This is a genomic window from Ferrovibrio sp. GW821-FHT12E11 (assembly GCF_058806975.1).
This window is the reverse complement of the sequence record NZ_JBXAQG010000001.1, coordinates 1,544,178-1,556,677: the sequence shown is the minus strand read 5'-3', so window position 1 is coordinate 1,556,677 and position 12,500 is coordinate 1,544,178. Positions and strand designations below refer to the sequence as shown.

Sequence of the window (12,500 nt, the reverse complement as noted above, 5' to 3'; positions counted from 1 at the left end):
CAAATGGGCCGACATCAATTTTGACAAGCGCGTTGCCTTACTGCGAGACGTGAAACACCCAACCATGCGGATATCCCGCAAGGTGCCGCTGTCCAGCCAGGCGACGACGGTGCTTGCCGGCTTGCCCCGGCAGATCGACGGCAGGGTCTTTCCGCTGACCCGTGATGGCATGACCCAGGCTTTTGAGCGGATCTGCAAGCGGGCGGGAATCGAGAATCTGACCTTCCACGATCTCCGGCATGAAGCGACCAGTCGCTTTTTCGAGCGCGGCTTCGACATGATGACAGTGTCGGCCATTACTGGGCATCAAACGCTCCAGATGCTGAAGCGCTATACCCAGCTTCGGCCAGAAGACATCGCGCGCGAGCTGGGCTGAGCCATGCATCTCGATGGATTCCATGTCATCTGGCAGCCGCAGCTCGGCATTTACTTAGGGCCAGCTGAGCCGGGGCCCGAATGTGCCGACTTGCCCTTCGCCCGGCATGTCTGGTCAAGCGGCCCCAACCTGCTGCTGTCTGCACCCGTCTACCGCAATCGTGACGAGGCCGAGGCTGAAGCGCCGGGCCTCTTCGGCGATTGGGGTTTGCGAGCAGTTGCGGCAGACATCCTGATCCAGGGCCAAGCCTTCGCGTCCATGCGGGCTTGCCTGGCGGCCGGCCTGCCGCCCTGGATCGCGGCGCCCGATTACCGAAGCGATGGCTTTTGCCGCACCGACAAGGTGGCGCCGTTACTGGCGGCCATAACCAATCACATCGAACGCTATGGTGATGCCGTGCAGGTCGAATGGCAAATCCTGCCCGAAGGCCTGCGCTGGCATGTCCAGCCGGTGAATACGGACAAGACCAAGCAGGCGCTTATCGCTCGACACCGCGAGGGCGTCTCGAGGGGCTGGAACTGAGCGGCGTCGGCGCTTCCTGGGATCTGCCGCGGCGATCGCTCTCGGCCCAAACTTTGCGGGCCTGCTGATAGCCGTGCCGCAAGATCGCAAGCGCCTGGGCCGTCTCGCGAGATGGCTTCGCGAGATCGTTATTATAGATCTTCAGCAGACGGAGGCTGCTCTGCAACGCGTGTGTGAGCCGATCCTGCGGTATGCCTCTGAGGCGGATCAGATACTGGTTTTCGGTCTCCTTGTCGTGATCGCGCCAGAGTTCCATCGATGCGGCGACCATCCCCTCGCCATCGATAGGCGGAGGTGATTGTGGAGACCGCGCTGGGCTCAACGGTTGTGTAAGCCGACTGCCGGACGGGTGTGGCTTTATAGGTTTGCCGGAAATGGCGGACACCCCTTTGACAGCAGGCATTGTTGGCGCGGGATCAACAGGCAAAGAGCCTCGTTGTTGAATGGGCGGAACGGGGCGTTTTGCCGTGGGAGCTTCCGCCCGCGGTTTCTTGTGGCCGGCACGGACTGGCGACGTCCCCGCGATATGCGGCACGCCCTGCTGCGTCAGCTGGGGATTTTCCCGGCTTCGAATGATGGGGAGGGTCGAAATCCCCGGCGGTGCCTTAGGCACAGGGATTGCGCTTGGGGATATCACCAATGCCGGCTTTTTTTCAGCGATACCCGTGCTTTTACCGGCCTCTAATCGCCGGGTGTTCCGTAGCCTGGTGATGTGTTCCAGCATGAGCCACTTGAGCGCATTTTGCTGCTGGCGGAATTCGGTCCGGCCGAGCCGTCGTTCTGCCGGGCCCTCTAATGTGGTGTCGGGCCGGCGCCCGGGATGAAACCTGACCGCGGGCTGACAGATGTCATTGATCAGGTTGGCGACATCTCGGCGAAACTCCCGGATTGCGACCCGGCCGTCGAAAAGGCGGAATCCGGGATATCCCATCCGACCCTGGGTCTCGGCGACCCAATAGCCCTGGGCGATTTCCCGACATGGACGGGCGGCGACCAAAAGGTGCAAATGCGGGTTGGCGCTGTCATGGATGGCGTAGATGGCCGGACAGCGGCGATCCGCGAAAAGCCCGACCAGCGCATTGCCGACCTTGATGAGGGGCTCAATTTTGGGGGAGCGCGGGAGTTCTACCACGATGGTGTAGAGAATGTTGGCATTCGAGCGTGCCGAGCCGTTGGCTAAAGCCGAGGCACAAGCCAGCATCGCCTGAGGAGGGGCGCCGCCCTCAGCGATAAGGTCTGACCGCGACACATGGGGGCCGGTGCGCTGGATATAGGCAAGCTTGGCCACCAGCCGTTTATGCACTGAAGCCTTCTGCTTGACGGTAGATTTCTGGTTTCGCTCTGCGACAGGCTTTTGACGGCTTGGTGCCGGGGTGGGCCGGCGACGCGGTGCCGTTGCCTTGAATGACTTTACATTGAGGTGGAAGGTTCGTGCGGGCTTGCCGGAAACAGAGCCCTGCCGGCGGGTCTGTCCGAGCATCCGTCCCAGCAGTGCCGTGATGTCGTCATCGTCATCCAGGCGCCCTATTCGCCATTCTTCTTCGATCAAGTGGAAGACGCGCCGCAGCCCGCTTTCGTAATTGAGCCTACTACCAGTCATTGATCGCACCCTCAGAGCAATTGCGTTCTGAGGGTTAGACGGCGTTATCGTCTTATCGGTTTCATGCGGTGACTCGCCGAGCTGGCCTTGAAAGCGCAGGCCAGTGCCTGGCACACCCTTTGCGCTGAGCAGGGATGGCCAGAGACGTGGTCTGGGCGCCAGTACGGGTATCGCGACGGCACTTGATGGCTCTGCCGGTTTAGATCGCGGGGCGAATGCGCGCCGATTCTATTGTTTTTAGAAGTATCCCGGGTGTTTGGGGCCGCTTCTTGCGGGGGGGGGTGGGTATTTTCCCAACCGGCGCATTCCATGCAACGAAATACTGCGAAGCCGTGCCCTAGCATCGAGCTATACAGCCAGCATAAGGCTGCGGCCGGTGGAATTCCCACGTGAATGACGAAACTCCACAATTATCGGATTCCTGGGATGGGAAATCCGGGAACATGCCATTCACATCTTTTCGCCGCGGCACCCAAAAATCTCGAATCCAGGTGAAACCAATGGCCGATTGGTTACGTCTAACAGTTTGTGGCCTGGGCTTCTCGCAACGGCCGGGCGCGGCCACGGAGGGACGCCCGGCAGACAGCAAATCGGCCAAAAATGACGATTGGTCATGGAGAGATGTGATGGGCAGGCGCAAACAGGATATCGAAGGGAAGAGCCGTTACAGGGTCGACCTTCTGCTGAAGTCTGAAAAGCAGGTCGTTCTAATGCAAGTGCTGACGATGCTGGTAAAGCTCGACTTCGATCTCCGGCACGCGCTTCCGCTCCTGCAGGCCAATTGCCTGAAGCCAGGTCAAGAGCCTGGCGAACTCGAACGGCTTGTCGCACTCCTTCAGAGCCAACTCGCAGGCACTGATCTGGTTCAGGAGAGTGCGTTGGCCCCAATTGGCGTGTTGCATGGCGCTGGGCGATCCGATGCGGCACCGAAGCGGTATACCGATGGACGTGGACCAAGTTGGATTGATTCGGAATCTGTCGATAGGGAGTCCCAACAAATTACTAAATGGCAACTCGTTTGGTTCTGGGTTGGGATGATCGTACTGTTCGTCACAGTATTCGGTCTCGTCCTCTTTTTCACTTAAACGCCAAGGTCGATAGAGTTGATCCCTCTTGGCGCTTCAAGTGTCTTGAATGGCACTTCTTAGTTCTGCCCCGGCTGAGGTTCTATAATGGCCGGTTTGGCCGGCCGGCCGCCGCGGCGTTGTTTGCGGGCACTGATTTCTGGCAAGCGGACTGGAAACCCTGGCAGTGGGACTGGAGAACGGCAGTGTAGACGCTGCAGAGGATCAAGAGCCTGAGGGCTCATGCCTTGTATTGGATGGCTGCAGTCGACCCTTGATGCCTCAAAGCGAAGGACATCCGATAGTCGATAGCGGATTTGGCCCGGCAGCACCGCGCAGCGCGGCGGTAGATCGGCGGCTGGGCGCTTTTCCAACCAGGACAGCGAACAGCGCCAGCGAGCTGCTAGCTCGCGGCGAGTCAGCAGCGGGTCATCTGCCAGAATAGTCGCTGCCGGCTGATCTCCGCTCGGAGCGGTGAGAGCAGATGCTGATGCGATCGAAGGTAAGTCGCTGGACATGGCATCAGATTGTCGTCCAGTCGGAAGGGCGTCTACTGGCCGAATGGACGAAGTCCTGGCCCTATCGGTTGGCTCCGCCTGCTGCCCAGAGTCGGTCGCGGCTGCTCATGATTCAGCAACCGACCTTGTCCCGCCTTGCTCATGGTTTGTCGCCCGAATGAGTTTACTTTTAGATGTAATCTCGCCTCGATTGACAACCAATTCTGCAACCTTTTAGCTGTGCAGCAGGCATAAGGCCGGGCGAATCGGCTATTGGGGGTTGTGGTGATCGATCGGATAAAAATGGCCTCATTGGCCGTGACAGCAGCCCTGTTGGCATCTGTCCCGGCGTTTTCGCAGATGACGCTGCCGGGCAAGTTCGAGGTCACCGATACCGGCTCGGCCAGCTACACGATCCCGATCTCTGTCGTCCCGGGCGCGGCCGGTCTCGAACCTAAACTCTCTCTCTCTTACGACAGCCGCTCTGGCAATGGCCTGCTCGGCGTCGGCTGGTCGCTGAGCGGCCTGCCGTCGATCACGCGCTGCGGCCGCACGATTGCCCAGGACGGCCAGACCGGCGGTGTGGCCTTCGATGCCAACGACCGTTTCTGCCTGGACGGCCAGCGGCTGATCGCAACCAGTGGCACCTATGGCGCCGACCAGACCGAATACCGCACCGAGCGCGAGAGCTTCAGCAAGGTCGTCTCTTACAGCACGGCCGGCTCCGGTCCGAGCTGGTTCAAGGTCTGGACCAAGGCTGGCCTCATCATGGAGTTCGGCAATACGACTGACTCGAAGATCGAGGCGCAGGGCAAAAGCTCAGTCCGGGTCTGGGCGATCAGCAAGACCAGCGACACCAAGGGCAATTGGTTCTCGGTCAGCTACACCGAGGACAATGCCAATGGCGAGTATCGCCCCAGCCGTATCGACTACACCGGCAACGGCGCCACCGCACCGGGCAACTCGGTCCGCTTCACCTACGAAGCGCGCAGCGATATCAGCCCGGCCTACCAGGCCGGCAGCATCATCAAGACCACCCAGCGCCTGGCCAAGGTGCAGGCATGGCAGGCCGAAAATCTCGTGCGCGAGTATCGACCTACCTACGAAATCGGTACGGCAACTCATCGGTCGCGGATTATCAGTTTGACAACCTGCGCGTATGGGGCCGGGCAGGAGCATTGCCTTCCGTCCACCGTTCTAGCGCTGGGTAGCGGGAGCGTCGGCACCTTCCGGCGCGGGACCTATCAGCAGACCGGCTCCGGTATTGCCGGGCAGTTTTGGAGTACCTCGACCGGCCCCGTCATGACCGGCGATTTCAACGGCGATGGCCTTGCCGATGTGCTGCAAATTTCCCAAGGCCAGCACCGAGCCCAGGTCTTACTCTCTAATGGCGATGGAACCTTTCGTCTCGGTATGCATCAGGCTGCTGTATCGGGGCTGACCGCTGGTCAGTTCTGGAGCGTCAATGCCGCACGCGTTTCGATGGGCGACTTCAATGGCGATGGTCTGCCCGATGTGATGCAAGTTGTATATGACTATAGTGCGCATGTCGGCGAGCCACAGATGCAGGTACTGCTGTCGAATGGTGATGGCACTTTCCGTCTTGGCGCCTCTCAGGCTTACAGTGCCAGTTATAACGCACCTAATCAGTTCTGGAGTACGTCCTATGGACCGGTTTTCACTGGTGACTTCAACGGCGACGGTCTAACCGATACGGTCCAGATCATTTATGCAGAAAAGCGGGCGCAGGTTATGCTCGCCAGCCTTAATGCGGCGGGTACCTTAAGTTTCTCACCTGGAGTTTATCAGTCGTCCGGTGCCAGCCCGCGAACGGCAGGGCAGTTCTGGAGTGTCAATGACGCTCCGGTTTCGCTTGGCGATTTCAATGGCGACGGCCGGACAGATATCATGCAGGTGGTCTATGACTTCAGCGCGAGCAGCGGTGCACCGCATGTTCAGGTCTTGCAGTCGAAGGGCGATGGCACATTTGATTTGGGAATGGTTCAGCCGTTCTCATCGAACTACAACGCGCCGAATCAGTTTTGGAGCACATCTTATGGTCCGGTTTTTACAGGAGATTTTAATGGTGATGGCCTGTCCGATACATTGCAGATCATATATGCAGAGAATCGCGCTCAGGTAATGCTGGCCGGGGGAGATGGTGTATTCAGGCCAGGTCTCTACCAGCCGGCGACTACAGGAAGCCGCGTTCTTGGCCAGATTTGGAGCATCAGCCATGCCCACTCGACCCTGGGCGACTTCAATGGTGATGGCCTCACGGACGTGCTGCAAGTGGTTTACGACTTCAGTGCGAATGCCGGGCAACCGCACGCGCAGATTCTGCTGTCGAATGGTGATGGAACCTTTCGTCTGGGTTTCTCGCAGGCATACTCCGCCAGCTACAATGCTCCTGACCAATTCTGGTCGACCTCATATGGGGCTGTGCTTGCGGATGATTTCAACGGTGACGGCCTAGCCGATACCTTGCAAGTCGTCTATGGCGAGCATCGAACAGAGGTCATGATCGGCAATGGATCGAAAGCTGACTATGTCGAAACGCTGAACACAGGCACCGGCGGTCTGACCCAGGTCCAGTCCAAACCGATCTCGGGGCCTGCGTCGCTTTATACCAGGGATACCGGCGCGCTTTACCCGAACGCCGATATCAATGGCGCCGTCTATGTCGTTGCCGAAGTGAAATCCGCCAACGGCCTCGGCGGCGAATATCGCAGCACCTACCGCTATGCCGGCGCCAAGGCCGACAATCACGGCCGCGGCTTCCTTGGTTTCCGCCAGATGACCGTGAAGGACGAGCAGACCGGCGTCGAGCAGCTGACCAGCTATCGTCAGGACTATCCCTTCGCCGGCCTGGTGGCGTCGCGCGAGAAAAAGCTCGGTAGCCAGCTGCTCAACCGCAGTACCAACACCTACAGCAGCAGCAATCTGGGCGGTACCCGGCGCTATCCCTTCCTGACCCATAGCCTGGAAGAGAGCTGGGAACTCACCGGCACGGCGCTGCCGGCCGTCACCACCAGCTACAGCTACGACGCCTACGGCAATGCCACGCAGGTTGGAGTCTCGACCGGCGACGGCCATGCCAAGACCACGGCGAATACCTACAGCAACGACGCGCCCAACTGGCTGCTCGGCCGGCTCACCCGTTCCGAAGTCACCAGCACCACGCCCGGGAACTGAGCGGCGCCATGCTGCTGGCCGGAAGCGTTCTGACTGTCGCCGGCCTGATTCTGGCGGCCCTGCTGGTCTATGACCTGCGTGAACACAGGCTGCCCGATGGTCTGAATGCCGCATTTGCCGGAGCCGCCATCGCCTGGCAATTGCTGGATGGTGGATTGCCGGCCGATACGATGGCGCTGCTCAGCGGCAGTCTTCTGGGAGCCGGCCTGCTCTATGCGGTCCGGGGGTATTTTCTGGCGCGCCGCGGACAGGAGGGCCTCGGCCTTGGCGATGTGAAGTTCGTGGCGGCGGCGGGGCTCTGGGTCGGTATCGAATACATTTTTGCGGTCATAGGAATTGGCGCGCTGCTGACCCTGCTCTGGGTGGCAGGCCGTCGATTGCTGCGTCCTTCGCCGTCCCGCTGGACGGACACCGGCCCGATTCCCTTCGGTCCGGGATTGATTGCCGCGTCGGTCATGGTTTTTTGTCACCTACGCTTCTTTTAGGTGTAGCCCGGACAAGATTGACAACCAATTCTGCAACCTTTTAGCTGTGCAGCAGGCATAAGGCCGGGCGAATCGGCTATTGGGGGTTGTGGTGATCGATCGGATAAAAATGGCCTCATTGGCCGTGACAGCAGCCCTGTTGGCATCTGTCCCGGCGTTTTCGCAGATGACGCTGCCGGGCAAGTTCGAGGTCACCGATACCGGCTCGGCCAGCTACACGATCCCGATCTCTGTCGTCCCGGGCGCGGCCGGTCTCGAACCTAAACTCTCTCTCTCTTACGACAGCCGCTCTGGCAATGGCCTGCTCGGCGTCGGCTGGTCGCTGAGCGGCCTGCCGTCGATCACGCGCTGCGGCCGCACGATTGCCCAGGACGGCCAGACCGGCGGTGTGGCCTTCGATGCCAACGACCGTTTCTGCCTGGACGGCCAGCGGCTGATCGCAACCAGTGGCACCTATGGCGCCGACCAGACCGAATACCGCACCGAGCGCGAGAGCTTCAGCAAGGTCGTCTCTTACAGCACGGCCGGCTCCGGTCCGAGCTGGTTCAAGGTCTGGACCAAGGCTGGCCTCATCATGGAGTTCGGCAATACGACTGACTCGAAGATCGAGGCGCAGGGCAAAAGCTCAGTCCGGGTCTGGGCGATCAGCAAGACCAGCGACACCAAGGGCAATTGGTTCTCGGTCAGCTACACCGAGGACAATGCCAATGGCGAGTATCGCCCCAGCCGTATCGACTACACCGGCAACGGCGCCACCGCACCGGGCAACTCGGTCCGCTTCACCTACGAAGCGCGCAGCGATATCAGCCCGGCCTACCAGGCCGGCAGCATCATCAAGACCACCCAGCGCCTGGCCAAGGTGCAGGCATGGCAGGCCGAAAATCTCGTGCGCGAGTACCGCACGACCTATGAGGCCAGCCCGGTGATGGGTAGCGCACGGTTGATCACGCTGACGCAATGCGATGGCGCCAACAATTGCCTGCCCGGCACCACGCTGACCTATACCGGGGCCGCACAAAGCTGGACGAGCCTATCGAATGTCGCGAATTCGAATTACCTGCTGTCCCATTTTATCCCTTACATCGCTGACTTTAACGGTGACGGCAAGGCCGACATTCTCTGGAACCATGCCTATGAAGGCGGCCAATCCGCCGACAATGTCCGGATTCTGTGGCTGAGCAATGGCGATGGCACTTTCCAGTCGATCAGTAATGTCGCTGGCGGCAATGGAACGCTGTATTCCGCCCGACCGCATATCCATGATTTTAACGGCGACGGACGCGCCGATATCCTCTGGGATGTCGTCAACTACTATGGCGGCTCGTCCTGGCCGATCACGCGGAGTTTGTGGCTGTCGAACGGTGACGGCACCTTCACGGTTACCAACAATGTGGCCGGCGCCGACGGCACCATGTATGCCCATATGCCGCGCTTCGGTGATTACAACGGTGACGGCAAGATGGATCTGTTCTGGGATCACACCGAATCGAATGGTCGCTCGGATTCCAGTATCCCGCCCACGCGGTATCTGTGGCTTTCAAATGGCGATGGAACCTTCACGACCATTTCCAATATGAACAATGCCAATAATACGTTGGGGCTGTTCCGGTCATACGCGCATGATTTCAACGGCGACGGCAAAACCGATATCCTGTGGGATTACAGCGATCCATACGGCGGCTCGCTTTCGCCCACGCAGCGCAAGCTGTGGCTGAGCAACGGCGATGGCACATTCACCGTTGTCAACAATGTGGCCGGCGCCGACGGCACCATGTATGCCCATATGCTGCGCTTCGGCGATTTTAACGGCGATGGCAGCATGGATATTCTCTGGGACCATACGGAATCAAACGGCCGTTCGGATTCCAGTATCCCCCCGACGCGTTTCCTCTGGCTCTCGGATGGCAACGGCGGCTTCACGGCGATCAGCAATGTTGCCAGCGCCAACAACGGGCTTGGCCTCTACCGCCCCATCGTGCAGGACTTCAATGGCGACGGCCTGTCGGATGTCTTGTGGTATTACTCGCTATCGGATGAGCGCTCGAACGATCCCGGTGCGCGCGTTCTCTGGCTGAGCAAAGGCGATGGCACGTTCAATATCATCACAAATGTTGCGGGTGCCGATGGAACGCTTGGGACCCACCAACCCTACGCGGCTGATTTTAACGGCGATGGCAAGGTGGACGTCCTTTGGGATTATGCCCTGTCTGCCCGCCGCTCGAATGAGCCTGTATCCCGTACGTTATGGCTGAGCAAAGGGGATGGAACCTTCCAGGTGGGAACGGTGCCAGTCGCCAGCGGTGCCAATCCCCATTTCGTGCCGTGGCTTGGCGATTTCAATGGTGACGGCAAGACCGATATCATCTGGAATCATTCGCTCTGGGATGGCGCCCGTTCCTATGATGGCTTGCGGGTGCTCTGGACGTTCCAGGGCTACCAGGCGCCGGCGAACGATCTGCTGGCGACGGCGACATCGGGCAATGGTGCGCTGACGACGGTGATTGCCGATCGCGTTAACACCGGCAGCTTCTATACCAGGGATACCGGCGGATCCGTCTGCGCCTGGCCCTGCCGCGACCTCAACGGCCCGCTCTGGGTGACCAAGGAAGTGAAATCCGCCAACGGCCTCGGCGGCGAATACCGCAGCACCTATCGCTATGCCGGCGCCAAGGCCGACAATCACGGTCGCGGCTTCCTCGGTTTCCGCCAGATGACGGTGAAGGACGAGCAGACGAGCGTCGAGCAGCTCACCAGCTATCGCCAGGACTATCCCTTCGCCGGCCTGGTCGCCAGCCGCGAGAAGAAGCTCAGCAGCCAGCTGCTCAACCGCAGCACCAATGCCTACAGCAGCACCAATCTCGGCGGCACGCGGCGCTATCCGTTCCTGACGCAAAGCCTGGAAGAGAGCTGGGAACTCACCGGCGCGGCATTGCCGGCGGTCACCACCAGCTACACCTACGATACCTATGGCAATGCTACCCAGGTCGGTGTTTCCACCGGCGACGGCCATGTCAAGACCACCGCCAACACATACAGCAACGACACCGCCAACTGGCTGCTCGGGCGGCTCACACGGTCGGAAGTCACCAGCACCACGCCATAGGATCGCAGACATGAAACTGGCCTGCTTCGTAGTCCTCGGCCTTACCGTCGCAACTCCGGCCTTTGCGCAGATGACGTTGCCGGGCAAGTTCGAGGTGACCGATACCGGCTCGGCGTCTTACACCATCCCGATCTCTGTTGTCCCGGGTACGGCCGGGCTGGAACCCAAACTGTCGCTGTCCTACGACAGCCGCAGCGGCAACGGCCTGCTCGGTGTGGGCTGGTCGCTGAGCGGCCTGCCCTCGATCGCGCGCTGCGGCCGCACGATTGCCCAGGATGGCCAGACCGGCGGCGTGGCTTTCGATGCCAATGACCGTTTCTGCCTGGATGGCCAGCGCCTCATCGCCACCAGCGGCACTTATGGTGCCGATCTGACCGAATACCGCACCGAGCGCGAAAGCTTCAGCAAGGTCGTCTCTTATGGCACGGCCGGCTCCGGCCCGAGCTGGTTCAAGGCCTGGACCAAGGCCGGGCTGGTGATGGAATTCGGCAACACCGCCGACTCGAAGATCGAGGCCCAGGGCAAAAGCTCAGTCCGAGTCTGGGCGATCAGCAAGACCAGCGACACCAAGGGCAACTGGTTCTCGGTGAGTTATACCGAGGACAATGCCAATGGCGAGTACCGCCCGAGCCGCATCGACTATACCGGCAACGGCGGCACGGCACCTGGCAACTCGGTGCGCTTCACCTACGAAGCGCGCAGCGACATCAGCCCGGCCTATCAGGCCGGCAGCATCATCAAAACCACCCAGCGCCTGGCCAAGGTCCAGGCCTGGCAGGCCGAAAACCTGGTCAGGGAGTACCGCGCGACCTACGAGGCCAGTCCGGTGATGGGCAGCGCGCGTTTGATCACGCTGACACAGTGCGATGGTGCCAACAATTGCCTGCCCGGCGCCACGCTCACCTATACAGGTGCAGGGCAGAGCTGGACGACGCTGACGAATGTGGCGAATTCCGACAACTCGATGGTCTACTGGGTGCCGCATATCTACGACTTCAACGGCGACGGCAAGGCCGACATCCTGTGGGACTGGACGGACTCGGCTGGCCGGTCTGAATACATGCCGCTGCGTACGCTGTGGCTGAGCAACGGCGACGGCACCTTTGCAGTGACCACCAATGTGAACGGCGCCAACAATACTATGGCGACCTACCGGCCGCATTTCGTCGACTTCAACGGCGACGGCAAAATCGACGTACTGTGGGACTTTGCCGATGCTTATGGCCGATCCAGCTCCAGCTCGACGCGAGTTCTGTGGCTGTCGAACGGTACCAGCACCTTCACGGTGATCAACAATGTGGGCGGCGCCAACGGCACACTGGGCGGCCATCGTCCGCATTTCGCCGATTTCAATGGTGATGGCATTCCCGATATCCTGTGGAACAATGCGTATTCCGATGCGCGCTCTAACGACCCGTCATCGCGCACGCTCTGGCTGGGCAATGGCGATGGCACCTTCCAGGCGATCAGCAATGTCGCCGGTGCCAATGGCACAATGGTTTACTGGGTGCCGCATATCTACGACTTCAACGGCGACGGCAAGGCCGACATCCTGTGGGACTGGACGGACTCGGTGGGCCGGTCTGAATACATGCCGCTGCGTACGCTGTGGCTGAGCAACGGCGACGGCACCTTTGCAGTGACCACCAATGTGAACG

The 12,500-nt window shown here is 60.3% G+C and carries 8 protein-coding genes (1 of these 8 only partly in view); 7 read left to right on the top strand and 1 reads right to left on the bottom strand.

Annotated features, from left to right (window positions below; genetic code table 11):
- Positions 1-376: the final stretch of a site-specific integrase gene (locus tag AC1ROT_RS07615; protein WP_492998184.1), read on the top strand. 611 nt of this gene lie to the left of the window's left edge; only the last 376 of its 987 coding nucleotides appear in the window; its start codon lies off the left edge, out of view; its stop codon occupies positions 374-376.
- 3 nt (positions 377-379) lie between these two features.
- The gene (locus AC1ROT_RS07610) at positions 380-898 is read left to right on the top strand and encodes a hypothetical protein (RefSeq protein WP_492998183.1); all 519 of its coding nucleotides are present in this window, start codon (positions 380-382) and stop codon (positions 896-898) included.
- On the opposite strand, the gene AC1ROT_RS07605 is transcribed toward AC1ROT_RS07610, so the two are convergent.
- Positions 855-2,498: a hypothetical protein gene (locus AC1ROT_RS07605; RefSeq protein WP_492998181.1), complete on the bottom strand. Its 1,644-nt coding sequence runs from the start codon at positions 2,496-2,498 to the stop codon at positions 855-857. The two genes, AC1ROT_RS07610 and AC1ROT_RS07605, sit on opposite strands and share 44 nt — an antisense overlap.
- Before the next feature lie 389 nt (positions 2,499-2,887).
- Between AC1ROT_RS07605 and AC1ROT_RS07600 the strand changes: the two genes are divergently transcribed.
- The 5 genes from AC1ROT_RS07600 to AC1ROT_RS07580 all read left to right on the top strand — a co-directional run.
- Complete coding sequence (locus tag AC1ROT_RS07600) at positions 2,888-3,583, top strand: hypothetical protein (RefSeq protein ID WP_492998180.1); 696 nt, start codon at positions 2,888-2,890, stop codon at positions 3,581-3,583.
- 761 nt (positions 3,584-4,344) lie between these two features.
- Positions 4,345-7,254, top strand: a complete 2,910-nt coding sequence (locus AC1ROT_RS07595) for an FG-GAP-like repeat-containing protein (protein ID WP_492998178.1) — start codon at positions 4,345-4,347, stop codon at positions 7,252-7,254.
- An 8-nt stretch (positions 7,255-7,262) separates the two neighbouring features.
- Positions 7,263-7,739, top strand: a complete 477-nt coding sequence (locus tag AC1ROT_RS07590) for a prepilin peptidase (protein ID WP_492998177.1) — start codon at positions 7,263-7,265, stop codon at positions 7,737-7,739.
- Between the two features lie 166 nt (positions 7,740-7,905).
- Positions 7,906-10,842, top strand: a complete 2,937-nt coding sequence (locus AC1ROT_RS07585; protein WP_492998175.1) for an FG-GAP-like repeat-containing protein — start codon at positions 7,906-7,908, stop codon at positions 10,840-10,842.
- Positions 10,843-10,852: 10 nt separating this feature from the next.
- Positions 10,853-12,500 (top strand): FG-GAP-like repeat-containing protein (locus AC1ROT_RS07580; protein ID WP_492998173.1); only part of this gene is annotated, 1,648 nt, incomplete at its 3' end.